The organism is Thalassospira lucentensis (assembly GCF_011806425.1).
Lineage (GTDB): Bacteria > Pseudomonadota > Alphaproteobacteria > Rhodospirillales > Thalassospiraceae > Thalassospira > Thalassospira lucentensis_B.
Genome location: NZ_JAATOV010000002.1, coordinates 912763 through 936620, shown reverse-complemented (window position 1 = coordinate 936620; position 23858 = coordinate 912763). Strand labels below are relative to the sequence as shown.

22 protein-coding genes are annotated in these 23858 nt (G+C 52.9%); 5 read left to right on the top strand and 17 right to left on the bottom strand.

Annotation, left to right across the window (positions count from 1 at the left end):
• Window positions 1-167: 167 nt before the first annotated feature.
• Window positions 168-1193 carry an aspartate-semialdehyde dehydrogenase gene (locus HCZ99_RS09795; RefSeq protein WP_167446728.1) on the bottom strand — a complete coding sequence of 342 codons (1026 nt, stop codon included), beginning with the start codon at window positions 1191-1193 and terminating at the stop codon, window positions 168-170.
• 462 nt (window positions 1194-1655) lie between these two features.
• Here HCZ99_RS09795 and HCZ99_RS09790 point away from each other — a divergent pair, with 462 nt between their 5' ends.
• The 4 genes from HCZ99_RS09790 to sigJ all read left to right on the top strand — a co-directional run bounded on the left by HCZ99_RS09790 (window position 1656) and on the right by sigJ (window position 5197).
• Window positions 1656-2891, top strand: a complete 1236-nt coding sequence (locus tag HCZ99_RS09790; RefSeq protein WP_254869537.1) for an SAM-dependent methyltransferase — start codon at window positions 1656-1658, stop codon at window positions 2889-2891.
• A 239-nt stretch (window positions 2892-3130) separates the two neighbouring features.
• Window positions 3131-3556, top strand: a complete 426-nt coding sequence (locus HCZ99_RS09785; protein ID WP_175581445.1) for a hypothetical protein — start codon at window positions 3131-3133, stop codon at window positions 3554-3556.
• Between the two features lie 137 nt (window positions 3557-3693).
• A complete protein-coding gene (locus HCZ99_RS09780; protein ID WP_167446727.1) occupies window positions 3694-4128 on the top strand; it encodes a carboxymuconolactone decarboxylase family protein in 435 nt (144 codons plus the stop codon).
• 130 nt (window positions 4129-4258) lie between these two features.
• Window positions 4259-5197 (top strand): RNA polymerase sigma factor SigJ, encoded by a 939-nt coding sequence (gene sigJ, locus HCZ99_RS09775; RefSeq protein WP_254869536.1) that lies wholly within the window; start codon window positions 4259-4261, stop codon window positions 5195-5197.
• A gap of 37 nt (window positions 5198-5234) precedes the next feature.
• On the opposite strand, the gene HCZ99_RS09770 is transcribed toward sigJ, so the two are convergent.
• The 5 genes from HCZ99_RS09770 to leuC all read right to left on the bottom strand — a co-directional run bounded on the left by HCZ99_RS09770 (window position 5235) and on the right by leuC (window position 10877).
• The gene (locus HCZ99_RS09770; protein WP_167446725.1) at window positions 5235-7280 is read right to left on the bottom strand and encodes a hypothetical protein; all 2046 of its coding nucleotides are present in this window, start codon (window positions 7278-7280) and stop codon (window positions 5235-5237) included.
• 179 nt (window positions 7281-7459) lie between these two features.
• Window positions 7460-8563 (bottom strand): 3-isopropylmalate dehydrogenase, encoded by a 1104-nt coding sequence (gene leuB / locus HCZ99_RS09765; protein WP_167446724.1) that lies wholly within the window; start codon window positions 8561-8563, stop codon window positions 7460-7462.
• Between the two features lie 91 nt (window positions 8564-8654).
• Window positions 8655-9266, bottom strand: a complete 612-nt coding sequence (gene leuD, locus HCZ99_RS09760) for a 3-isopropylmalate dehydratase small subunit (RefSeq protein WP_167446723.1) — start codon at window positions 9264-9266, stop codon at window positions 8655-8657.
• Between the two features lie 4 nt (window positions 9267-9270).
• Window positions 9271-9459: a hypothetical protein gene (locus HCZ99_RS09755; RefSeq protein WP_167446722.1), complete on the bottom strand. Its 189-nt coding sequence runs from the start codon at window positions 9457-9459 to the stop codon at window positions 9271-9273.
• A gap of 11 nt (window positions 9460-9470) precedes the next feature.
• Window positions 9471-10877: a 3-isopropylmalate dehydratase large subunit gene (gene leuC / locus HCZ99_RS09750; protein WP_167446721.1), complete on the bottom strand. Its 1407-nt coding sequence runs from the start codon at window positions 10875-10877 to the stop codon at window positions 9471-9473.
• A gap of 673 nt (window positions 10878-11550) precedes the next feature.
• On the opposite strand from leuC, the gene HCZ99_RS09745 reads away from it, so the two are divergent.
• Complete coding sequence (locus HCZ99_RS09745; RefSeq protein WP_167446720.1) at window positions 11551-13683, top strand: hypothetical protein; 2133 nt, start codon at window positions 11551-11553, stop codon at window positions 13681-13683.
• Between the two features lie 88 nt (window positions 13684-13771).
• Here the strand turns inward: HCZ99_RS09745 and rplS are convergent, their stop codons facing one another.
• The 11 genes from rplS to HCZ99_RS09690 all read right to left on the bottom strand — a co-directional run bounded on the left by rplS (window position 13772) and on the right by HCZ99_RS09690 (window position 23852).
• Window positions 13772-14182, bottom strand: a complete 411-nt coding sequence (gene rplS / locus HCZ99_RS09740; protein ID WP_175581444.1) for a 50S ribosomal protein L19 — start codon at window positions 14180-14182, stop codon at window positions 13772-13774.
• A gap of 3 nt (window positions 14183-14185) precedes the next feature.
• Window positions 14186-14902: a tRNA (guanosine(37)-N1)-methyltransferase TrmD gene (gene trmD / locus HCZ99_RS09735; protein WP_167446719.1), complete on the bottom strand. Its 717-nt coding sequence runs from the start codon at window positions 14900-14902 to the stop codon at window positions 14186-14188.
• A gap of 3 nt (window positions 14903-14905) precedes the next feature.
• Window positions 14906-15580, bottom strand: coding sequence for a ribosome maturation factor RimM (rimM, locus tag HCZ99_RS09730; RefSeq protein WP_167446718.1), 675 nt, complete (start codon window positions 15578-15580; stop codon window positions 14906-14908).
• Window positions 15581-15627: 47 nt separating this feature from the next.
• Window positions 15628-16038 carry a 30S ribosomal protein S16 gene (rpsP, locus tag HCZ99_RS09725; RefSeq protein WP_167446717.1) on the bottom strand — a complete coding sequence of 137 codons (411 nt, stop codon included), beginning with the start codon at window positions 16036-16038 and terminating at the stop codon, window positions 15628-15630.
• A 161-nt stretch (window positions 16039-16199) separates the two neighbouring features.
• A complete protein-coding gene (gene ffh, locus HCZ99_RS09720; RefSeq protein WP_167446716.1) occupies window positions 16200-17687 on the bottom strand; it encodes a signal recognition particle protein in 1488 nt (495 codons plus the stop codon).
• Window positions 17688-17918: 231 nt separating this feature from the next.
• Complete coding sequence (gene panC, locus HCZ99_RS09715) at window positions 17919-18788, bottom strand: pantoate--beta-alanine ligase (protein WP_167446715.1); 870 nt, start codon at window positions 18786-18788, stop codon at window positions 17919-17921.
• Between the two features lie 44 nt (window positions 18789-18832).
• Window positions 18833-19678 (bottom strand): 3-methyl-2-oxobutanoate hydroxymethyltransferase, encoded by an 846-nt coding sequence (gene panB / locus HCZ99_RS09710; protein ID WP_167446714.1) that lies wholly within the window; start codon window positions 19676-19678, stop codon window positions 18833-18835.
• Window positions 19679-19926: 248 nt separating this feature from the next.
• On the bottom strand, window positions 19927-20625 hold the full coding sequence (locus HCZ99_RS09705) for a cyclic nucleotide-binding domain-containing protein (RefSeq protein WP_167446713.1): 699 nt from the start codon (window positions 20623-20625) through the stop codon (window positions 19927-19929).
• A gap of 79 nt (window positions 20626-20704) precedes the next feature.
• Window positions 20705-20911, bottom strand: a complete 207-nt coding sequence (ccoS, locus tag HCZ99_RS09700; protein ID WP_167446712.1) for a cbb3-type cytochrome oxidase assembly protein CcoS — start codon at window positions 20909-20911, stop codon at window positions 20705-20707.
• Window positions 20908-23337 carry a heavy metal translocating P-type ATPase metal-binding domain-containing protein gene (locus HCZ99_RS09695; protein ID WP_167446711.1) on the bottom strand — a complete coding sequence of 810 codons (2430 nt, stop codon included), beginning with the start codon at window positions 23335-23337 and terminating at the stop codon, window positions 20908-20910. The genes ccoS and HCZ99_RS09695 overlap by 4 nt, the downstream gene beginning before the upstream one ends.
• Window positions 23334-23852 carry a FixH family protein gene (locus tag HCZ99_RS09690; protein ID WP_167446710.1) on the bottom strand — a complete coding sequence of 173 codons (519 nt, stop codon included), beginning with the start codon at window positions 23850-23852 and terminating at the stop codon, window positions 23334-23336. Before HCZ99_RS09690 ends, HCZ99_RS09695 begins: the two co-directional genes overlap by 4 nt.
• Window positions 23853-23858 lie beyond the last annotated feature (6 nt).

The following is a 23858-nucleotide window of genomic DNA, read 5'->3' as shown; positions in this document are numbered from 1 at the left end:
TAACGGGTCGTACCGGTATCAGGTTTCCATCCCTTGGTCTGATTGCCTAGCGCCTTTTTGGGTGTCTGACCAGTCTGTTTGATCGATTAAACAACAAAACCCGCCTTGGGAAAGGCGGGTTTTGCATCGTGGTACGATCATAAAAATATCTGGGAAAAGACCCGGAATTATTTTTTGGGCAGGTATTCAGCCACAAGCATTTCAGCAATCTGAACCGCGTTAAGGGCCGCCCCTTTGCGCAGGTTATCGCCGACACACCACAGTGAAAGACCGTTTTCAACGGTCGGGTCTTTGCGCACGCGCGAGACAAAGACATTGTCTTCGCCCTGAACTTCCTGCGGGGTGACGTATCCTTCGTCCTGACGGTAATCGACAACCGAAACACCCGGGAAGGCCTTCATGGCTTTGCGGGCGTCTTCGACGGAGACCGGGCCATCAAATTCGATATTTACCGCTTCGCCGTGACCGACAAAGACCGGCACACGCACACAGGTTGCATGGACGGAAATTTCGGCAGGGGCCATGATTTTGCGGGTTTCGACCGCCATTTTCCATTCTTCGCGGGTCGCACCGTCATCCATGAAGGTATCGATATGGGGAATGACGTTAAAGGCGATCTGTTTGGTGAATTCTTCCTTTTTCGGAAGGTCGTTCACATAGATGCCCTTGGTTTGGTTAAACAGCTCGTCCATGGCAGCACGGCCTGCACCCGATACCGACTGATAGGTCGATACGACAATGCGTTTGATTGGTGCGATGTCCTGCAATGGTTTAAGCGCCATGACCATCTGAATGGTCGAGCAGTTCGGGTTGGCGATGATGTTCTTTTTGGCATAGCCCGAAAGTGCCGCGCCGTTGACTTCTGGCACCACAAGCGGAACGCCCGGTTCCATGCGCCAGTAGCTTGAATTGTCAATAACGACACATCCTGCTTCGGCAGCTTTTGGGGCCAGCTTTTTGGCGGCTTCGCCACCCGCAGAAAACAGCGCGAGATCAACCTTGGAAAAATCAAAGGTCGCGGAATCGAGAACGCTGAGATCGTTGTCATCGCCATAAGAAACCGTGCGGCCGATTGATTTTGAAGATGCCAGCGCAAAGATTTCGTCAGCCGGGAAGTTGCGTTCGGCAAGGGTGTTGAGCATTTCACGCCCGACATTGCCTGTCGCACCGACAACAGCGATTTTATAGCCCATCAGATGCCTCTTTTCAGTCTGTTTGGCATGTCAGGCCGTCCGTGCCGTGGCCCCGATGTAAACCATGGGATCAAGCCGGATGGCACAGGAAACATGCCTGTGGATAATTGATGATAATCTGGGGCGAGATGTAAGGGTTTCCGAGCCATTGCGCAAGCGTATCCTTGGGACGGCCTTGTCAGGATAGCACCAAAGATGGATGCGGATTGCTATTTGCGATTGTGTGAATTTATGGCAATATCGTTTTCGGGGTTCATGCACCGAACCCTAAATCAGAATCGTTTGGCGTCCTGCTTGGGTGATTTCTGCTTTGTGGCATCGGGCACATTATATCGCCCAATTCAAACCCGGCCTTCCCAGAACGATTTTATCAAACGGTCCTGATTTAGGGTCCGGTGCATATACGTGGGTTCACCGCGTATGGGGCGATCAAAAATTCCGACTTTGAAAGAAGGACGGCCGATGACGTACCCGATGAAATTGGATTGGACACAGAAAAAGGTTCTCGATTTTTTTCGGGAGCATATTACGCGCGGTACATTGATTTTCCGCGTTGATGACAGGCATGAAGTGGTTCTGGGTGACGGCCAAGAACCAAAAGCCGCCATGACCATACCCGACTGGGCCAATACGCTTAAAATGGCGCTTAGCCCCGATCCCGGTTTTGGCGAAGCCTATATGCGCAAGGGGTTTGACCTTGTGTCTGGGGAGTTGGAAGACCTGATTAAGGTTCTGCGCCTTAATTTTGAAGGTGGGCATTCCGCCAACGGGTTTGGCAGCTTTATTGAAAAACTTCAGGCCCTTAAATTCCAGATTGGTCAGTTTACCAGTGTGAAGGCTGCCCTGCGCCGGGTGCGCCATCACTATGATATTGGCAATGACCTTTATACCCGGTTCCTTGATCCGGAAATGCAGTATTCCTGCGCGTTTTGGGATGACGGGGCGCACACCCTTGAAGAAGCCCAACACCGTAAAATGAGCCTGACGACCAAGCGTCTTAAGATCAATGAGCCCGGATTGCGGGTTGTTGATGTCGGGTGCGGCTGGGGTGGGCTTAGCCGATTTATTCGTCGTGAAACCGGGGCCGAGGTCCATGGGATTACCCTGTCGACGGAGCAATTTACTTGGGCACAAGAAAAACGGTCCGAAATCGGGGACAATGCGGCCAAGGGCCTTGATTACCATTTGCTAGATTATCGGGTGTTTGCCGATGCCAATGCGGGCAAGTATGACCGGGTGGTGTCGGTTGGCATGTTTGAACATGTTGGCCGCCACCAGTTTGATACCTATTTCGAAAAGGTCAGCGAGCTTCTTAAGGCCGGGGGACGGGCGGTTATTCACACGATCATTAAACCGCGCGCAGAATTCACATCGCCCTGGATTGATCGATATATTTTCCCCGGCGGGTATATTCCCGCGGTGCATGAAGTGATCGAAGCGGCCGAGCACGCCAATTTGACCGTCGAAGAATCACATTTTCATGCCGGGCGAAACTATGCCGAGACATTGATTGCCTGGCGAGATCGGTTCCGTGCGGTGGCCGATCAGCTTGATCCGGAAAAGTACGACACGGAATTCAAACGCATGTGGGAATTCTATTTGGCCGGATGCATCAACGCATTTGAAGATGCGGAGGGCGGCGGCGGCATGCGTGTTGGCCAGTTCGTCTTTACCAAGCCGGGTTTTGAATACGCATAAAATTTAAAAGTATCGGGCGGGGAGCAAAAGTTTCCCGCCCTTTTTGATTTTGATCCCCATATGCAAAAGACGGGCGTTTGGCCGCCAAAATGGTTGGGCGAGCATAGGCCCCGTAAAACAACACGCCGTGATTAAAAGACCCAAAGCCGCATCGCGTGATCGACCGGCGCACGTGATGTCAGAATCAAAAGCAAATAAAGCAAAACAGATGAACCGGTCACTTTGTCGGAGGAAACGACATGTTGAGCCATGTAAGCCGGGACATCGAACCGGCACCGGTGATGAGTGAATTAGGCGGTGGCGCAAATACCCCGCATATCGGGCAGGTGGGCGATTACGTCAGTGCACTGACCTCAGTCGAGCTTTCAAGCTGTGAACGCGATATGCTGCGGGCCCATGCGATGGCCCCGGGGCGGGAAATAAGCGGTTTAGACTTGGCCCATGCCGCCGGGCATTTTGGTGCGCGGATTGGTCATAAGAAATATGGTCGTTTGGCGCGCAAAATTTCACAAGCTGCCGGACTTCCGATGTGTGACACCGATGTCAGCGACTATTTGGCGGCGATCTTTACCCTTGCCGAGGGGCAGCCGTCAGACGGCGAAGATTGGACATGGGTGATGCATGCGCCGCTGGTCGATGCGTTAAAAGAAGTCCGTATTCTTTAAGCCCGACAGGTTTTAAACGGTGTTATTTGAAATTTATCGCGCGGGTCGTGTAACGCGGCCTGCTGCTGGTTCGTCCTTGTTTACAGAAAGGGCCTTTTGCCCATCAAAATCCCTGCTGTTTTCAAGGAGTAAGCCCCATGAGCCGTTTCACTTTTCCCAACGCCAGCCCGAAGCTGTTTGAAGCAATGGTTTCGCTTGCGACCGTGCTTGGCGATAATGCGCACATTGCACCGGTCTTGCGAGATTTGATCGAATGCCGGGTATCGCAGATTAATCACTGTGCCTATTGCTTGCGGAGGCATTCACAAAGCTTTGCCGATCATGGTGGTGATCCGGTCAAGCTTACAATGTTGCCCTTGTGGCGCAGTGCGGAAGGGTTTAGCGAGGCAGAACGCGCAGCGCTTGATTGGGCGGAATGTCTGACCAAGGTCGAAAGTCAGGCCCGCCTGTCCCAAAGCCATCGTCAACTGCGCGAACATTTCCAAGAGGTCGAGATTTCAGAGCTTAGTTGCATTATCTCGACCATGAATGCGTGGAACCGGTTGGGCATTGCGCAACATGAATTTGCCTAAACCGCGCAGTGGGGCGGGGGCTTTGCCCGCCCTTGCGTCTTTGCATCAGTAATCCCATTCGGGCAAAATGGCCGACATATCAGCGATACGGGAAAATCCCGTATCGCTTCATGCGTTTGACGGACCCAAAATGGCAGATCATATTTTTGAGGCACATCGACCCCGTTTGACCGCATTGGCGTATCGCATGCTGGGCAGTCATGCGGATGCCCAAGATGCGGTGCAGGACGTCTGGTTACGTTGGCGCGGGCAGGATCATGACGGCATCAAGGATGCGACCGGATGGCTGGTGCGGGTTTGCAGCAATATCTGTCTGGATGTTTTGAAGTCAGCGCGTCGTCAACGCGAAAACTATGTGGGGCAATGGCTGCCTGAACCTTGGTTGGCACCTGACCATCCTCAGCATCCCCTGCAAGCCGATGCGGAAACACGCCTGATGGAACAAGATGGTCTTGGGCAGGCTTATTTATTGATGCTGGAACGTTTGGGGCCGGTGGAACGTGTTACGCTGGTTCTTCATGATGTCCTTGACTGGAGCCATGACGACATCGCGCCGGTGATTGGGCGAACCGAAAATAATACCCGTCAAATTTTGTTTCGCGCGCGACGCAAAATGCCGCGTGAAAGCGACCGCGATGCGACGCCGGTGGTCGCGGCAAAGCCGTGCGATGCTTCTCGAATTCAGGCTTTTATGCGTGCGCTTAGCACGGGTGATGCGGGGGAATTGGTAAACCAGCTGGCACCTGATGTGATTATGCATTCTGATGGCGGGGGCAAAGCGTCGGCGGCTGTTAATCCGGTGTTTGGCCGTGACAATGTTGCGCGTTTCTTTGCTGGTATCTGGCGCAAACGCAGTACCAGTTCCAGCGTTTATTTTGTTTCCAATACTACGGAATGCTGGCTTGTCATGTGCGAAGGCGCGGTGGTGACGACAGGGCTTTGCGCGTCGGAGCATGATGGTCGGATCGTTGATGTTTTCCTTCATCGTAATCCGGATAAATTGGCCTTGTTTGCGCCGATGATGCGTGATGCGGTCGAACTTGACGTTAATCACAAAAAGGCCGGGTGAAAAACCCGGCCTTTTGCAGTGTTTAGATTGCCAAAGATTATTGCGCGGCGTCATTGGCCTGAATGGTCAGGCCAAACGTATCGGCGGCGGTTTGCGGATCGATATCGCGCTGGGCAAATTTGCTCATTTGTACTGGTTCCTCGGGATCCAGCGTGATCACAAGATGCTTTGGATTATTGAACCAGTCGACAAGTTCGGTCAGCGCATCGGACAGACGTTCATGTTGCGCGAATTTTTCCTGCATTTGCATGAGAATCATCGCGACAGCCATTTGAAGGTCTTCTGGGCTTTGGCCGTTACCGGTTGAGATTAGTCTGAGTGCGACTTTAAGAAGCTGGTCGCCGGTGACTTCAAGTTTGGCATTTCTTAAGCTGGTGTTGCCCAGCGCAATGTCTTTCAGCGCGTCGGTTTCACCAAGATGGGTTGCGTGCAACTTTGCCATGATTTCAGGCGTCAGATTGCCGAACTTTGCCATGAGGCTGATGCTGCCAATGTCATCAATTGATGTGTCTTCGAGATCATAGGTATAGATACCGCTTTGATCATCCCAGGCGACATTAAGTTTGGCATTCATGCTTAGGCGTTTGAAATCGTCGACGCCAAGAACCGATGAGATGATCGGCTTAAGCGGCGATTGGTCGTCGAGTTCAAGATACATTCCCCGATAAGAACTCACCGCCGTTTTGGCAAAGGTCGTTCCTGATCCTTCAAGGCGGATGGGATCAGACAGGGTGCTGCTGGCTTCATCGATGCCGAACGTAAAGTTTCGGATGTCCCGGTTTTGGGCAGATAAGGAAAGGTCTTTGAGCAAGAAGCTTTCATAGGCCATCGGTGCCAGGATCAGGCCAATATCACCGATCGTTTCATCTTCGAATTCTTCGATTGGTGCGGTTGGATCGGCACTTTTCGTCTGGACGTTATAAAGGTCTGCGATCTGTTTCAGACGGCCGAGCGACAGGTTCGACATTTCAAAACTGGTAATGTTCAAAACCGGCTTGTCTTCGTTGTTCGGCAATTGGAATTTAAGGCCAGACAAAGTTATTTTGCCAAGTGCACCGTCTTTTAAGTCGCTGATAGCGAAGTTTTTGATCGTGCCAGAAACTTCGTTGTCGCCGGCGGACATGTCGGTGACAGAAAAAGCACCGATCGACAGGTTATCAATCAGGTGTTGCCATTCGCGGTCATCCAACTTTTGATCGCCGTTAAATTCATCCGCACGCAGGCTTTGATGAAGGCCGGTCAGGTTGACTTCACCGGCCGAGAAAATCGGTTGGTCATTTTCGACCGCTTTGATGTCGGTGATAACCGCGTCCTGCACCCCGGCCGTGGACAGTTTGGTCACGCCGAAGCTTGCGATGGTGACGTCGGTTTTACGCGGGAGTTTTGCTTCAAACCCGGTTCCCGACACGGCAGAGCAGAACTCAAACGGTTCATCGGGCATTTGCAGGATGGCCTGAAGAGACTGGGTCACTTCGCAGTTGCTTAATGATGCGGTTTCAACTGACAGGCTTTGGTTTTCGGGGGCGATATCCACATTAAGGTTTTGCAGCGTCATGCCGTCAAAGCGTGTTTCCGTCACGTTTTCAAGCGCGACCAGATCGGCGGTGGCGGTTGTGCCCGCACCGTCATTGGCCTTGATATCGGACAGTTCGCCTGATTGGGCGGCATAGGTGATCCGGCCATCCTTTTCGATCATGCGAACATCGCTTAGGGAGACGGCCGGGGATGTGACCGTTGCGCCGTTATAGGTGATTTCGGCGTTTTCAACCAAGGCGAGCCCGGCCAATGTATCGCTAAACGGGTTGGCATTAAGCAGGGTAAACCAATTGACCTGTTCCAGCACGACGCCAACACCAGTCATGGTCGCGCCATCGCGGGTGCGCAGCGACACGTTGGTGGCGGACATGGTGCCTTCAAGCAGCGACAGGTGGAAATTATCAAACTCGCCCCGCAAATCCGATTTCGGATTGGTCAGATAGGCGCGGAATTGATTTTCAAAGAATGTCGGTGCGGCAAAATGCGCGGCCGTTGCGGCGATGGCAACGACAGCAACGCCGCCAATGATGATTTTTGCTTTGCTCATGTGGACCTGCTTGGTGGCGTTTTAAAACGCGTTCCTTGTTGATTTTACCCTCACACCTTCTTGTGTGTGTCGCGCAGTGTCAACCCAATCCCGGAAACAAACAGGGTGCAAAACAAAAACAGGCCGGGCGATAAAGCCGCCCGGCCTGCATATTTCGAAATGGCTGGCTGATCCGAAGATCAGGCCATTTTGTCGAGTTCGCTGATCAGGGCTTCGCCCATGACCGTGGTCGAAACTTTGGCCATGCCGTCCTGCATGATGTCGGCGGTCCGCAGACCCCCTTTCAGCACGTTCTGAACACCGGTTTCGATCAAGGTTGCTTCGTCACCCATATCAAACGAGTAACGCAGCATCATTGCGAAGGACAGGATGGTTGCCAACGGGTTGGCGATGTCCTGACCGGCAATGTCTGGGGCGGAGCCGTGTACCGGCTCGTAAAGCGCTTTGCGGGCACCATTTTCGTCGGCGGCACCAAGCGACGCCGATGGCAGCATGCCAAGGGATCCGGTCAGCATCGCGGCACAATCAGACAGGATGTCGCCAAACATGTTGGTGGTGACCATCACGTCAAACTGTTTCGGGTTACGGACCAACTGCATGGAGGCGTTATCAACATACATGTGGCTGAGATCGACTTCCGGGAAGTCTTTGGCAACGCGTTCGACAACTTCGCGCCACAGAACGGTGGATTCCAGAACGTTGGCTTTGTCGACCGAGCACAGACGCTTGTCACGTTTCATCGCCATATCAAAGGCAACGCGCGCAATACGTTCGACTTCCGGCTCGGAATACACAAGGGTGTTAAAGCCAAAGCGAACGCCGTCGCGTTCTTCGATGCCGCGCGGCTGACCGAAATAGATACCACCGGTCAATTCGCGCAGGATCATGATGTCCAGACCCTTGACGATGTCTTCTTTAAGTGAAGACGCACCGGCCAGCGCATCAAACACAAGGGCTGGACGCAGGTTGGCAAAAAGGCCCATTTCCTTGCGGATTTTCAAAAGGCCGCGTTCCGGTTTGATATCGAACGGAAGGTCATCCCATTTCGGACCACCAACAGCGCCCAAAAGAACCGCATCCGCCGCCATGGCATCGGCCAAGGTTTCGTCGGTTAGCGGATTGTTATGGGCATCAATTGACGCGCCGCCAATCAGGCCTTCGGTAACGTCAAATTTAACGTTCCGCTTTTTTTCCATCCAGTCCATGACACGGCGAACCTGACGGGTGACTTCTGGGCCAATTCCGTCGCCCGGCAGCATCAAAACTTTTTTGGTGATGGTCATAAATGAATCCTTCCCGGTATTTATCGGGGAATTTCACCCCGCAAAGATGAAAAAGGGGCGGCCGGCATTGAACCAGCCACCCCTTTTTGACTTAAAGCGACAGCCAAGGCTGACTTGCAGCGCGTTTGGCTTCGAATTCATTGATGGCGTCGCCCTTTTGCAGGGTCAGTCCGATGTCATCAAGGCCGTTCAGCAGGCAATGCTTGCGGAAGGCTTCGACTTCGAACTTGATGCAACCGCCATCCGGGCCGGTGATTTCCTGTTTTTCCAGGTCAATCGTCACGGTGGCGTTGGAGCCACGTTCGGCATCAGACATCAGCTTGTCGACATCTTCCTGCGGCAGACGGATCGGAAGGATGCCGTTCTTAAAGCAGTTGTTATAGAAAATGTCGGCAAAGCTTGGTGCGATCACGCAGCGAATGCCAAAATCAAGCAGCGACCAAGGTGCGTGTTCACGCGAAGAACCGCAGCCAAAGTTGTCACCCGAAACCAAGATCTGCGCGTTACGATAAGCTGGCTTGTTCAGAACGAAATCAGGGATTTCGTTGCCATTGTCATCATAGCGCATTTCATCAAACAGGTTCTTGCCAAGGCCGGACCGTTTGATGGTTTTGAGGAACTGTTTGGGAATGATCATGTCGGTATCGACATTGATCATCGGCAGCGGAGCTGCGACGCCGGTCAGTGTGTTGAATTTATCCATTGTCTTATCCCTTGCTTCCGGTTTCCCAAGCGAGACCAAGTGCTTCGATCAATTCTTCGGTTGCGTCGAGATCCTGCGCAACAAAGTCAGGCAGGTTAATGCCCGTCAGTTGCGGCAAAAGCTGTTCGAGCACCGGAGCGCGCCCCATGCGTGGGGCCGCTTCGCGAAAATTGATGTGAGCCTGTTCTGCCATGGGAACCTGTCTTAACCGAGTTTACGAATGTCGGTCAGATGACCGGTGATCGCAGCAGCTGCTGCCATGGCCGGGCTGACCAAGTGGGTACGTCCCCCACGGCCCTGACGGCCTTCGAAGTTACGGTTCGAGGTTGATGCGCAACGCTCGCCCGGTTCCAGACGGTCTGGGTTCATCGCCAGACACATTGAGCAACCCGGTTCACGCCAATCAAAACCAGCTTCGATAAAGATTTCGTGCAGGCCTTCGGCCTCGGCCTGTTCTTTCACAAGACCAGAACCCGGAACAATCATCGCATTGACGGTTTCGGAGACTTTGCGACCTTTGGCGACTTCGGCAACGGCGCGCAGATCTTCGATACGGCCATTGGTGCACGAACCGATGAAGACACGATCAATTTTGATCTCTTCGATCGGGGTGCCTGCGGTCAGGCCCATATATTCGAGCGAACGCTCGATGGCTTTCTGCTTGCCAGCGTCCTTGCCATCTTTTGGGAATGGCACGGTGCCGGTGACCGGAACGACGTCTTCCGGGCTCGTGCCCCAGGTAACCTGCGGGACGATGTCGGCGGCATCAAGTTCGACAACCTTGTCGTAATGCGCACCTTCGTCAGACGGAAGGGTCTTCCAGTATTCAACAGCCTGTTCAAAGGCGGCACCTTTGGGTGCCATCGGACGGCCTTTGATATATTCAAAGGTTTTCTCATCCGGTGCGATCAGGCCAGCGCGTGCGCCACCTTCGATCGACATATTACAAACGGTCATACGGCCTTCGACCGACAGGGCGCGAATGGCCGAACCGGCATATTCGATAACATAGCCAGTACCACCGGCGGTGCCGATGCGTCCGATGATCGCAAGGGTGATGTCCTTGGCGGTAACACCCGGGTGCAGGTCGCCTTCGACCTTAACCAGCATGTTTTTCGCAGGCTTCTGAACCAGGGTCTGGGTGGCAAGAACGTGTTCGACTTCGGACGTGCCAATGCCAAATGCCAGCGCACCAAACGCCCCGTGGGTGGAGGTATGCGAATCACCGCAAACCATGGTCACACCCGGAAGGGTAAAGCCTTCTTCGGGGCCGACAATGTGCACAATGCCCTGACGCAGGTCAGACATCGGGAAGTAATGAATGCCGGTGTCTTTGGCGTTCTGATCAAGGGTTTCAACCTGAATGCGGCTGTCTTCTTCCTTGATGCCCTGGGAACGATCAGACGTCGGAACGTTGTGATCAGGAACCGCAAGGGTCAATTCCGGATGGCGGACTTTACGGCCCGAATTGCGAAGGCCTTCAAAGGCCTGCGGGCTGGTCACTTCATGGACGAGATGACGGTCAATATAAATCAGGCAGGTTCCATCATCCTGCGTGTCGACCACATGACTTTCCCAAATCTTGTCAAAAAGGGTTTTAGGCGCACCCATCTCGACCTCCTCTTAAAATCGATCTTTTATGCAGCGACGAGCAAACTCATAAGCGCAGATCGGACATGAACCGGGGGAAATATGGGCGAAGTCCCATAAAGGGATGACAGCCCCAATTGGCGCACGTTGTCGCCTGTTCCTCCGGGCATCCGGGTTTGTCCCGGCTTGCGAAATTTTATTATCCAGAACCACACGGGTTTGTTCGTTTTTGCCGCGGGAGTGCCTTTATACACCTCGTCCCTTAAATCGCAAGCCAAGGGGCGGGTGTTTTTCAATCCACCACATCCTTAAATAGAACCACGCGAAAAACAGCATCCCATAGTAGTCAAATGGCCGGAAATATCAGTAAGTTACAGATATCTGATATAATAGAATCTGATGATTGTATCCCGCAGTTTCTGGGGAGATTGCAGAAACGCAAGGAAATCGTGCGATTCGGTATAATGCACGTAATGAGTGTATTTCTTTTCAGTCTGTCACCTGACTTTAGGGCCGGGACGGGCTGTAAAACGACCAGGTAATGCGTGGCACGATTAGTCAAATGGGAGACTGATATGTCGCGGAAGTGCTGTGATATATGGAGATATTCTTAATGAAATCAATCATTGATGGATAGTGATGCAGGATATATCAATTGTGGGTAGTTCATGGTCTGTTTCAATAAGGAGGGTGTATGACCACTTCGCTGACAAGATCTGCGGTGCGTGTTTATGGCGCATTGAGCGGACTAGGAAATGGTTCCAATAACATATTTGAAAAGCTTATTCCTTTCTTTGAGCCTATTCTGCGGCCAAAACAAGGTTCGCTCCTTAATATTGAGGAATTTGCACAAGAAGTTAGGGAGGCGTATCGCTGGAATTTCACAGCTGACATCGTTGAGGTTTTTGTTCCTTTCCTACTTGAAGTGAATTGGATTTATCCTGAGTCCGAAAAGCTTCCTCAAGGGCCGTATGTAGTAAATTTGCCTGAAGAAATTGGTGACACATCAAATGAAACCTCTGCAAGTGAGGCACTACGAACAATTGCGTTAGAGTTCAAAGAATTTTCAGAGGCTTTGTCGCCATTAACTGCCATTCCTAGGGAGGTTGAGGAATTTGAAGACATTCTGATTGAATGGCTTCTTTACGTTGAAGCGTTTAGCGAAAAGAACGTTGAGTTCGAAACCCGAACAGGAAAAGACGAAAACGGTACACTTCGGCAATTTACCGAAATTCCAAAAGTTTCTCGAATTAGTGATGAAGAAGAATTTCTTTGTGCCCGATTTGTTCGGTACGCTATTGAAAATAAGCCGCAAACTGCGGAAATTCTGTCTAAAATAGCATCAATCGGCTTGCTGACAGAGGTGGTGCAAGATTTTGTGAAACCTTCGCAATCTGTTCAGCAGTCAAATTTGGTGGTGTATCTTGATGCTCCAGTTGCGATGGAGCTTCTGGGTGTTTCAGGTGCTGCCGCAAGGCAAAATACACAGCATATTATTCAAGAGTTGCAAAGAGTAGGTGTCACTGTACGTGTTTTTGGTCAAAGTATCGCCGAAATTCAGCATAGCCTTTTAGCAGTCCTAAAAAATCCTAGGCCAACTGGTCCCACTGCTCAGGCCTTAGCAAGGGGCGAAGTAATGAGGGAGTTTGTCGAGCAGGTGGCGCGAGAACCTGCTCGTATTCTACTGACAGAAGATGTTCAAACTAGATATCGAGACCTAGAGCAATTCCCCGGTGAGACCAAATATTTCGACCGAGATGCGAGGAATGAGATATATGCAGCGCTAAGTTTTCAAAACAATATACATGCGAGAGAGCACGATTCTGACATTACAACACTGGTAATGCGTCAGCGCAGTGGGCATGAAAGCCCTGATATTTTCCAGTCTAAGTTTCTCATCATAACGCGTAACGGTCTGTTGGCACAGGTTGTTCAAAAGAGGTGTATTGAAAATGGCTTCCTGTCTGTAGGTCATGTGCCGCCTGTCATTCACCGCAAGCTTCTAGCTGCGACTATGTGGTTTCGTACAGGATTTGGAGACGAACAGTTAGAAGTCCCGAAGCGCATGTTGCTTTCAAACTGTGAGCGTGTACTAGCAATTCGACCCAGTGTAGTCGAAGCGGTAGCGAGAGTGACCAGAGATTTGGGTGACGAAGAGAAAATGAGGCAACTTGACCTATTGATTTCTCATAGTCGCGCCGCAGAAGTCTTGATGGATAAGACGCTTGGGGTGCCAAGCACGCTTACAGAAAATAATATATCGGAGTTATTTGATGAGATGTTGCACCCTTACCTCGAAGAGGAGAGAGCTAAGGGTCAGGAAAATGTGAAAAAAATAACGAAAGAAAAATCTTCAGAGATAAAAAAGATAAAATCAGATTTGGAGCATGCAGAAAACGAAATCTTTGAGAGCAAAGGTGCACTAGAGCTCATTAAGGAAGAAGATAGGGAGGCGCTAGATGCATTGTTTTTTGATGTTTCTCGAAGACTGGATAATAATAAAAAATCAAAGACATATTTGGCATACGCTGTTTCAGTATGTTTATTTGCGCCGGCATTTTTCACGCAATCTAATATTTTTTCGTGGCTCTCATTTGGGATCGGATGCTTTCTAACGTATCTGTCGATTACAGGATCGAAAGTAATTGGGTTAGACGTATCTGAACAGGATGCCGCTAGAATGCTTGAAAAAAGAGCGGCATTCCGAGGCCTTAAAAGCAAACTTAGCCGTGTGGAAGTCATTTGGGATGGAAAGACACACAGGCTAACTGTTGACCATCATGATACTTTGTCTGCAAGCGACTTATTTGGCGGAGAAGGTAAGTAGTTCAAATCTTGGGGCGTCGCAAATAAGCAAAACGGGCCCACCCGAAGGTGAGCCCGCTTATCAGTCCGACAGATCGGAACGCCAAGAATTACTTCTTGCTTTTGGTGCGTTCTGCTGCGGTCAGTTTGCCTTTGTGGCCGGTGGTCTGCTCGGCGATACGTGCAGATTTACCGGTACGACCACGAAGGTAGTAAAGTTTCGCGCGACGAACGTCACCGCGGCGAACGACTTCGATTTTGTCGATGGCCGGGGAGTAGTTCTGGAATACACGCTCAACGCCTTCACCCGATGCGATTTTACGCACGGTGAAAGAAGAGTTCAGGCCGCGGTTCTTACGCGCAATGCATACGCCTTCGAACATCTGGATACGCTCACGGGTACCTTCAACGACTTTCAGGTGTACACGAATGGTATCACCTGCGTCGAATTCCGGGACTTCGCGCTTTGCAGCGATTTTGTCGAGCTGCTCGGTCTCGAGCTGCTGGATGATATTGGTCATGGTTTAACCCTCTTTGATGTGCCCGTTTGCAACATACGCGTCCCAAAGGTCGGGTCGTCGCTCGCGGGTGATTTCTTCTGCCTGAGCATGCCGCCAGGCTTGTACCTTGGCATGATGACCGGAAAGCAAAATCTCCGGCACGTCACGCCCGTTCCAATTGGCCGGGCGCGTGTAATGCGGATATTCAAGCAACCCGGTTTCAAAGCTTTCCTCATCAACGGAGGCGGTCGTATTGACCGTTCCTTCGATCAGGCGAATGCACGATTCAATCAGGACCATGGCCGGCAGTTCGCCGCCCATGAGGATGTAATCACCGATGCTGACCTCTTCGGCCTGATGTGCATCCAGAACCCGTTGGTCGATACCTTCGTAACGACCGCAAAGCAGGATGGCACCCGGACCCATTGCCAATTCACGGCAACGTTTCTGGTTCAGCACTTTTCCCCGCGGGCTGAGATAAATCAGCGGTAACTGCGGTGCAGATGCACGCAATTCACACAGGGCGGCGTCGACAATATCTGGGCGCATGACCATACCGGCCCCACCCCCAAAAGGATTGTCGTCTACAGTGCGGTGGCGGTCGGTTGCATGATCGCGGATGTCTTTGACATCAAGCGACCAGATCCCGTTTTCGAGCGCCCGACCAGCCAAAGACTGACCGAGAACGCCCGGAAACATTTCCGGGAACAAAGTTGCAACTTTTGCCTGCCACACAGACATCGATCAGGCCTCCTTCCCGCTGCCGGTCGCGTTTTCCGCGCCTACTGCATCAGCAGAGACGGCATCAGAATCGCGGTCGGCCTGAGAGTCTTTGCGGGATTTGTTGGGACGACGGGGACGATTGCCCGGTCCTTCCTCATCCTGCAGTAGCCCCTCGGGCGGATTTACCACCAGTTTGTTTTCCGAAAGAACCACTTCTGGCACGGCTTCTTTGGTAAACGGAAGAACAACAACCTTGCCCCGGACTTCTTCGAGCGCGACTTCGATAACGTCGCCAGCGCCAAAATCGGCCACACCCCGTACGGTTCCAAACAGCGAACCATCAATGTGGTAAGCTTTAAGGCCGACAAGGTCAGCAAGGTAAAATTCGTCTTCGTCGACCGTTTCAGGCAGTGCCGCCCGCGGTACATGCAGCTTGGTTCCCCGCAGCCGTTCGGCAGCGTCCCGGTCGTCCACGCCTTCGATCTTGGCGATCAGCTGGTCGCGGACATGTCCGACAGGTGACAGCTTGTATTTCAAGTGCCCCTTGGCGTCGAACAACGGGCCGTAACCGACAAGGTTATCCGGGTCGACGGTATAGCTTTTGACGCGCACAGCACCACGTACCCCGTGCGGGGCCGTGATCATGCCAACGCAGACATAAGCTTCGTCGTTTTTGGATTTGCGGGTATCAGCCATTTCGGTTCACAAGTTTCCGGTATCTGATCAAAGCGTACGTTCAGCGATTACTCGCTTGCAGCTTCTTCAGCAGGTGCTGATGCTTCGGCAGCGGCTTCCGCAGCAGCGGCAGCAGCAGCTTCAGCTTTTTCAGCTTTTTCACGAATACGTTCCTGAGCTTTCGCTTTCGGAGCGGATTTCTTCGGCTGTTCGGTCGGTTTGAACGCGTCAGCAAGGCCAGCTTTGCCAAGGAAACGTGCAACACGCTCGGTCGGCTGTGCGCCAACTGAAAGCCAATATTTGATGCGTTCTTCTTTGAAGGTCACGCGGGTGTCAGAATCCTTCGGGAGCATCGGGTCGTAAGTACCGACACGCTCGATGAAGCTGCCGTCACGCGGAGCACGAACGTCAGCAACTACGATACGGTAGTACGGACGCTTTTTGGCACCGCCACGGGAAAGACGAATCTTAACAGCCATTCGGATAAGTTCCTTTCAGCTTGGGTTTGTAGTCTTCTACATCATGGCCCCTAAGGGCCTATTCATTTAGTCTTGGGCGCCGGCTTTATGGGCCGGTTTGGTTTTTGATCGGTCTTCTATGAGAGGGCCTTCAAAAACGCGTTCGAGTATCTGGGGATTGGCTATTTCTTTTTGCCGAACCCCGGAAATCCAGGAGGCATGCCACCGCCGCCCCCTAATCCCGGAAGGCCGGGCGGTAAACCGCCGCCGCCGCCGGTTAAACCTTTTGGCAAGTTGTTCAGGTCGGGCATTTCCCCACCTTCAAGCATTGCCGGATCCATTTGTGGCATGCCGCCAAACAGACCTTTTTTGCCCATTTTGCCCATCTTTTTAATCATGGTGGACATGGTCTGATATTGTTTCAGAAGCTTGTTCACATCCTGAACCGTAAGACCGCAACCCGCCGCAATACGCTTTTTGCGTGATGCTTTGATCAGGGCCGGGTTTTCACGTTCCTTTGGCGTCATCGACAGGATGATCGCTTCTTGGTGTGTGATCAGCTTGGGATCGATCTTGGTCTGCGACATCTGTTTTTTCAGCGCGCCCATGCCCGGCAGCATCCCCATGATGCCAGACAGATCACCCATTTTCTGAAGCTGTTTCAGCTGGGACAGAAGATCGTTCAGGTCAAACTGACCTTTACGAAGCTTCTTGGCCATCTTTTCGGCGTCTTCGGCTTTGATGTTTTCAGCAGCTTTTTCAACAAGGCTGACAACATCGCCCATGCCAAGAATACGGTTGGCAATACGATCAGGATGGAAGGCTTCCATCTCGTCGATTTTTTCGCCAACACCGAGCATCTTGATCGGGCAGCCAGTGATCTGACGCATCGAAAGGGCCGCACCACCACGTGCATCACCGTCAACACGGGTCAGAACGATACCGGTGATACCGACTTTTTCAGCAAATTCCTTGGCAACATTGACCGAGTCTTGACCGGTCATCGCATCGGTTACGAGCAGCGTTTCAACCGGGTTGACTGCATCACGGACCTGGGCGACTTCGCTCATCAGTTCCATGTCGATATGCAGGCGACCAGCGGTATCAAGGATCACCGCGTCATAGCCTTCTTTGCGGCCGGTATCCATGGCGCGTTTGGCAATCGAAACCGGCTTTTCGCCCATGACGATTGGCAGAACACCAAGACCGTTGTCGTCGGCCAGAACTTTCAACTGTTGCTGAGCGGCCGGACGGTAAATATCAAGCGATGCCAGAAGGACTTTTTTGTTGCGCTTTTTGGTCAGGTGCAGCGCAATTTTGGCGGAACTGGTTGTTTTACCCGAACCCTGCAAACCGACCATCAGGATCGGAACAGGCGGGGTGGCGGACAAATTGATGTCTTCGCCGTCGCCGAGCATGTTTTTAAGTTCGTCATGGACGATCTTAACAACCATCTGGCCCGGTGTAACCGAGCGCAGAACATCGGCACCAATTGCACGTTCGGTCGCATTGGAAATAAAGGTTTTTACGACCGGCAGCGCCACGTCAGCCTCAAGCAAGGCGACGCGTACTTCGCGCATGGCTTCCTTGACGTCAGATTCCTTGAGCGCGCCACGTTTGCGCAGCTTATCAAGAACTCCGCCAAGGCGATCGCTTAGTCCTTCAAACATTCCAAATCCCGTCTGTGTTGCTGGTGTTTCCACCGTGTGCGCACAAAAAACTAAAACCCAGTGCTCGAAACTCGAGGACTGGGGGAGTCACCCCTTGGGCGACCTTTGGTAGGCAGGGTTTATGGTATTGGCTGTCGGGAGTCAAGCGCAATTGGGCGCAAAAGCGCAGAACATAGCGCTTTTTGAGTCAATTCCATCCCAATCGGCGATTCCGCCAATATGATCGGGTATTTAACCGGCAATATTGGCCGGCAGGATCGCCTGATTATCAATCAAACGGGCCTTGCCCAGCCGGGCAGCCACGAAGATTCGCGCCGGTTTCATCACGGTTTGGGTGACAAGGTCAAGCGTATGCGCATCGCGGATTTCAAGATATTCAATCGGATCAAACCCAGCGCTAAGGATATCTTCGCGGCCCTTGGTCAGAAGCGGTCCGATATCGGCGCCGTTGGCAGCGTTTTGGGTGATGTCGGTTAATACGCGGTTCAGGGTTGGCGCAATTTCGCGTTCACGCGGTGTCAGGTAGCGGTTGCGCGATGACATGGCCAGCCCGTCATCTTCGCGCATGATGTCAGCACCGATGACCTCAACCGGGATATTCAAATCCGCGCAGAAGCGGTGAATGACCATCAGTTGTTGGTAATCCTTTTGGCCGAAAATGGCGCAATCGGGCAGGGCTTGCAGCAACAGCTTGGTCACGACTTGTGCGACGCCGTCAAAATGACCCGGGCGCGCAGCACCACATAAAACGTTGGTCATCGCACCGTCGACATGGACCTTGGTGGCAAAGCCGTCGGGGTACATTTCTTCGACGGACGGGGCAAAGCACAGATCAACCCCGGCTTCGTCCAGAAGCTTTTGATCTTTGGGCAGGGTGCGCGGATAGGCGCTGAAATCTTCGTTCGGGCCAAATTGGGTCGGATTGACAAAGACGGACACAATCACACGGTCGGCGTGGGTGCGGGCCAGTTTGGTCAGGCTGATATGCCCATCATGAAGTGCGCCCATGGTCGGGACCAAGGCAACGCGAAGGCCATCGGCCCGCCATTTGGCGACAGTCGCACGCAAATCCGCGACAGTATGAACAGTCGTAAGGGGCATCTTTGTCGTCGTACCGAAAGTTTCCAAAAGGTCGGTGGTCTGGATCAGACCGCGCGCAACTTACCTTTTTTTGGAATGCCAAAGCAATGTTCATCGGCCGGGAATTTCCGGTTGCGAACATCGTCGGCATATTGGCCAACGGCCTCGGAAACAGCGTCCCCAAGATTGGCGTAACGCTTTACGAATTTCGGGGTGAAATCGGAAAACAGGCCAAGAATATCTTCGGTGACAAGGACCTGACCATCGCAGGCAACCGAGGCCCCAATGCCAATGGTTGGTACATCAATCGCTTTGGTAATGCGCCGGGCGACGGCTTCGACGGTTCCTTCGACCACGACACTAAAGGCGCCCGCCTTGGCGACGGCCTTGGCATCGTTGATCATTTTAATCGCGGCGTCATCGTCGCGGCCTTGGCTTTTAAAGCCCCCCATGGTGTTTACCTGCTGGGGCATCAGGCCGATATGTGCCATGACAGGCACGCCGCGCGCACTGAGAAATTCGATGGTGTCCGCCATTTCAGCGCCACCTTCCAGCTTAACCGCAGCACAGCCGGTTTCAGCAAGGATATGCGACGCGGTGCGGAAGGCTTGTTCCTTGGATTCCTGATAGCTGCCAAAGGGCAGGTCAACAACCACGCAGGCATTTTTCGCGCCGCGCATAACCGCCTTGCCATGATTGACCATCATATCGACCGTGACCGAAAGGGTGCTGTCCATGCCATAAACAACCATGCCCAATGAATCGCCAACCAAAAGAAGGTCGCAATGATCATCAAGGCGCTGTGCCATCGGCGTTGTATAGGCTGTAAGGCAGACAATTGGTTCGCCACCCTTACGGGCGCGAAGGTCAGGAACGGAAATCCGTCCGGTCTTTTTGTTGGTGGTACTCATAACGTTTCTCCCCCCGGGTGATACCGGAATGAACTGCCCCGTCAGTGGCAGGCGTGGGGACATGTTTACAGTATGATGACCGGTGGCGAGAACAGTTTTTTCGCAATCGCGAAATAGGCAATTGGATCAATTGCTTTTGAGCGCGTGGGGTTTTCCGGTGTGGTCCGGCCTATTTTACGTGCAGGGCAACCGTTGTTAAAAGTTGCCCGATGCACGCGGTCGCGGTGCTGTAACTGCGTTGATCGCGATTACAGGCCTTCGGCCAAATCCTCAAGCATATCAAGGCCGACGGCTTCGATATGGCGGTTGTCTTTGAGCGAGATTGTCGAGTCTTTACGCAGCTGGGTCAGGGTGCGTGACACGGTTTCAATCGTCAGGCCGAGATAATCTGCAATGTCAGAACGGCTCATAGGGACATTGATCGTGCTGGTTTCTTCGCCGCGCAACTCCTGCCGACGGGCCAGCATCAACAGGAAGGATGCGACTTTTTCCTTGGCGGTTTTACGTCCAAGCAAAAGCATCTGGTCCTGTGCAGCGGCCAATTCATCGACCGCCATGCCAAGCATGCGTTTTTCAAGTTGCGGGAACTGATCAAACAGCTTTTCGAGCTTTTGACGCGGGAAACGGCAGGCCGTAACCGGTTCAACTGCCTCGGCGGTGTAGCTGTAATTGGTGTTAAGGGCCAATCCAAGAAAATCACCGGCAAACAAGAAGCCCGTGATTTGACGGCGGCCATCACCAAGAAGTTTGTAAAGCTTTACACATCCCGATGTGATGTTGAAAACGTAATCAGCGTCTTCGGTCTCGTGGAAGATGGTGTTGTGGCTTTCAAACTGAACATGGGTCAGCAGCTGGCGCAGCTGATCGTGTTCTGAACCGTGCAAAGACGAGCAGAACGTTAAGTCCTTGATAGAACAGGCTTCGCAAAGTTGGGGGCGAACCGCCATTACAGACTCCGTTGCGCATAATCTTGAACGTTTAGACAAGAACAATCTATGCGAACAGGAGGGTGTGTTTCAAGCTATTCTAACTATTGTTTCGTGTGATCTCGTTCTCAGTGCTTGATTTTGGCGGGTTTGTGCGGGCAGGGGCATCGTCGTCGTCAAACAAAATACGGTTTGCCGCCCCTTCCATATCGTCGAACTGCCCGGATTTAAGCGACCAAAGAAATGCTGCGAGGCCAAGAAGGCCAAGAAACAGGGCGATCGGGATCAGCAGCAATAGGTTGCTCATGCCAGGGGGGCTCCGGCTTGTTGAGGTGTGGATGCAGCAAAACCTTGCGATTTCGGGCCTGCTTTTTTGGCATTTGCATGCAGGCGCAAGGCATTGGCGATCACCACCAAGGAAGAGGACGACATCGCAATCGCTGCAATTAACGGGGTCACCATGCCCGACACCGCAAGCGGGATCGTGATCAAGTTATAGGTAAAGGAAATGGCAAAATTTTGCCGCACTAGGCGATCAGCTTTACGTGCAATATCAAGGGCCTCGGTCACGGCGGAAAGACGGTCGCCCTGAAATACGATATCAGCGGCGTTTTGGCTGATTTCAGCGGCACTGGCAGGTGACATGGATGCGTGTGCGGCGGCCAAGGCGGGCGCATCATTGATGCCATCGCCCACCATCAGATCAACCATGCCGTCATCGCGGCGGTTTTGAATATGGCTGGCCTTATCGGTCGGAGTCAGGCGGGCCTGCCATTTTGTAATGCCGACCGTTTGCGCAAATTGCTGGACTGTTTGTTCACGGTCGCCCGACAGCAGGCAGATGTCATAGCCATCATTTTGCAATTGTTCGATGACGGTGTTGGCGTCAAGGCGCGGCGTATCACGAAAGGCAAAGCGTATCGGGCTGCTGCCCGGTTGGGTCATCCAGATTTCAGGGCCATAAATGTCGCTGGGCAGGTCTGCCTGTTCGGCAACGCCACAGAAACTGCGGCTGCCAAGGCGGATTTCACCGGCCATCGTTTGGGCGATCAGGCCCATGCCGGGTTTTTCCACCACATTGTTCAGGGGCGATATATCACCCGCAGCGCGGACAAGCGCCTTTGAAAGCGGATGGTTGCTGTTGGCGGCAATTTGTGCGGCCAAGTTCAAGGCATCTGCGTCAGGCTCGCCGTAAAGCTCTGGCTTGCCGGTGGTCAGCGTGCCGGTTTTATCAAAAATAACCCCGGTAATTTTTGTCAGACGTTCAAGTGCCGTGGCCGATTTCACAAGAATACCCGCACGCAATAGCCGACCCGTCGCAATCACCTGAACGACGGGAACGGCCAAGGCCAGCGCACAGGGGCAGGTGATGATTAAAACCGCAATGGCATTCATCAGCGCGTCATTCCACGCCACCCCGCCAATCAGCCACCAGCCGACAAAGGTCAACAAGGACAACATATGCACAACCGGGGCATAGGCCTTGGCGACGCGATCCGCAATGGTGACGTATTTCGCCCGGCCCTGTTCGGCATTTTCCATCAGCCGCACGATTTCAGACAGCAATGTGCTGTTGCCAGTTGCGGTCACACGGATGCGCAAAGGGGCGGATATGTTTGTGGTGCCTGCAAAAACCGTCGAGCCGGGCTTGATTTGGGCAGGGATGCTTTCGCCGGTAATCACGCTGGTATCGACATCGGATTTGCCATCGGAAACTTCGCCGTCGATGCCAATCCGTTCCCCCGCCGCAACAAGGACGGTCATGCCCGGTGTTGCCTTTTCAGGGGACACAAGGCGTCTGGTGCCATCATCTTCGATAATTGTGATGGAACGCGCCCCCAGCGAGAGCAGATGTTCCGCGGCCGAGCGTGCCTGACCGCGTGCGCGGCCATCAAGGTAACGGCCAATCAGCAAAAAGAACAAAAGCGTAATCGCGGAGTCGTAATAGGCGTGCGGTTGGCTTTGGATGGTTTGGGCCAAGCTCATGCCAAGGGCAAGAATAACGCCCAAGCTGATCGGCACATCCATATTAACCCGGTGATGGCGCAAGGCCCCCAAGGCGGATCGATAAAATGGCATCCCGGCATAAATCGCGGCAGGCAATGCGATCAGGGCCGAAATCCAGTGAAACAGATCGCGGGTTGCCCCGCCCATGCCCTGAAAATAACCGGCCCAAACAGACACGGACAGCAACATGACGTTGCTGGCGGCAAACCCGGCAACCGCCAGACAGCGCAGCAATTCCTTGTTGCGGGTCTGGGTGGCCTGTTCAAGGATTTGCGGATCAAACGGGATAACCCGATACCCCATTTGGATGACGGGCAGCAGGATCGCATCGACGTCTTCGACCTTGCCGGTCCAAGATAAACGCAGCCGACGTGTGGTCATATTGACCCGGGCGGCCGTTACGGCATCGTTTCGTTGTAACAGTGTTTCGATCAACCAGACGCACGCCGCACAGTGAATGCCATCAACCATCAAATGCAGGTGATGAACGCCATTCGAATCGGTGCTGGCAAGGTCGGTAAAATCAAACCGGCTGACATCGTCGGTATCGGGGCGCAGGGCGCGAATTTTGGGATCAATCGCGCGCCTGCGATAATAGGATGAAAGTCCAAGTTCGCCCAGAAGCTCATATGCGCCGGCACAGCCCGTACAGCAAAAATCGGGTGCTGCGGGGGACATGGCGGTTACCGGTTCACCGCAATGGAGGCAATGGGCAGTTTGGGTCATGGCTTAACGACGACGTACTCGACCGTTTGATAATCATCGCCCATCGCATGCGCGATTGTGCGCAACTGCCAACGACCATAGACCGGGAACTGCGCACTGGCGCGATATTCACCCGGTGCGATTTCGACCATCGGCACCGTTTGGTCAAGGTCGTCACGATCTGAGCGTTTCAGAACGACCGACATTTTGGCACCCGTAATCGGATTGGAATCGCGATCACGAAACAGCACAGAAATGGTCGCATTTTGATTGATAACACCGGCAACGGTCAGCTTGCTGCGCCAGCCCAGTTCCTGCTGGCGGGCGGCACCGGACATGGCGGCGTTGTAGTTGTTCCCTTCTTCAAAGGCATGTTGGGTGACAAGGCCATTCCAACTGGTCATCGAGAAGGCAATCAACGAGATATTGGCAATCAGCATCACGGCAAAACCGCCAACGAAGTACCATGGAATCCAGCGATCTGATTTACGCGGGCCGTTCGGTCCTGACATATGTGACGTCATGTTAGTAGCCATTGGTTT

Bases quoted from the DNA above. Each gene is read 5' to 3' on its own strand.
- panC (WP_167446715.1), bottom strand. From the start codon at position 18,788: ATGCCCCTTACGACTGTTCATACTGTCGCGGATTTGCGTGCGACTGTC.
- HCZ99_RS09795 (WP_167446728.1), bottom strand. From the start codon at position 1,193: ATGGGCTATAAAATCGCTGTTGTCGGTGCGACAGGCAATGTCGGGCGT.
- ccoS (WP_167446712.1), bottom strand. From the start codon at position 20,911: ATGAGCAACCTATTGCTGCTGATCCCGATCGCCCTGTTTCTTGGCCTT.
- rpsP (WP_167446717.1), bottom strand. From the start codon at position 16,038: ATGGCTGTTAAGATTCGTCTTTCCCGTGGCGGTGCCAAAAAGCGTCCG.
- rplS (WP_175581444.1), bottom strand. From the start codon at position 14,182: ATGACCAATATCATCCAGCAGCTCGAGACCGAGCAGCTCGACAAAATC.
- HCZ99_RS09755 (WP_167446722.1), bottom strand. From the start codon at position 9,459: ATGGCAGAACAGGCTCACATCAATTTTCGCGAAGCGGCCCCACGCATG.
- HCZ99_RS09705 (WP_167446713.1), bottom strand. From the start codon at position 20,625: ATGGCGGTTCGCCCCCAACTTTGCGAAGCCTGTTCTATCAAGGACTTA.
- rimM (WP_167446718.1), bottom strand. From the start codon at position 15,580: ATGGCTGATACCCGCAAATCCAAAAACGACGAAGCTTATGTCTGCGTT.
- trmD (WP_167446719.1), bottom strand. From the start codon at position 14,902: ATGTCTGTGTGGCAGGCAAAAGTTGCAACTTTGTTCCCGGAAATGTTT.
- leuD (WP_167446723.1), bottom strand. From the start codon at position 9,266: ATGGATAAATTCAACACACTGACCGGCGTCGCAGCTCCGCTGCCGATG.
- panB (WP_167446714.1), bottom strand. From the start codon at position 19,678: ATGAGTACCACCAACAAAAAGACCGGACGGATTTCCGTTCCTGACCTT.
- HCZ99_RS09790 (WP_254869537.1), top strand. From the start codon at position 1,656: ATGACGTACCCGATGAAATTGGATTGGACACAGAAAAAGGTTCTCGAT.
- ffh (WP_167446716.1), bottom strand. From the start codon at position 17,687: ATGTTTGAAGGACTAAGCGATCGCCTTGGCGGAGTTCTTGATAAGCTG.
- HCZ99_RS09770 (WP_167446725.1), bottom strand. From the start codon at position 7,280: ATGAGCAAAGCAAAAATCATCATTGGCGGCGTTGCTGTCGTTGCCATC.
- HCZ99_RS09695 (WP_167446711.1), bottom strand. From the start codon at position 23,337: ATGACCCAAACTGCCCATTGCCTCCATTGCGGTGAACCGGTAACCGCC.
- sigJ (WP_254869536.1), top strand. From the start codon at position 4,259: ATGGCAGATCATATTTTTGAGGCACATCGACCCCGTTTGACCGCATTG.
- HCZ99_RS09785 (WP_175581445.1), top strand. From the start codon at position 3,131: ATGTTGAGCCATGTAAGCCGGGACATCGAACCGGCACCGGTGATGAGT.
- HCZ99_RS09690 (WP_167446710.1), bottom strand. From the start codon at position 23,852: ATGGCTACTAACATGACGTCACATATGTCAGGACCGAACGGCCCGCGT.
- leuB (WP_167446724.1), bottom strand. From the start codon at position 8,563: ATGACCATCACCAAAAAAGTTTTGATGCTGCCGGGCGACGGAATTGGC.
- HCZ99_RS09780 (WP_167446727.1), top strand. From the start codon at position 3,694: ATGAGCCGTTTCACTTTTCCCAACGCCAGCCCGAAGCTGTTTGAAGCA.
- leuC (WP_167446721.1), bottom strand. From the start codon at position 10,877: ATGGGTGCGCCTAAAACCCTTTTTGACAAGATTTGGGAAAGTCATGTG.
- HCZ99_RS09745 (WP_167446720.1), top strand. From the start codon at position 11,551: ATGACCACTTCGCTGACAAGATCTGCGGTGCGTGTTTATGGCGCATTG.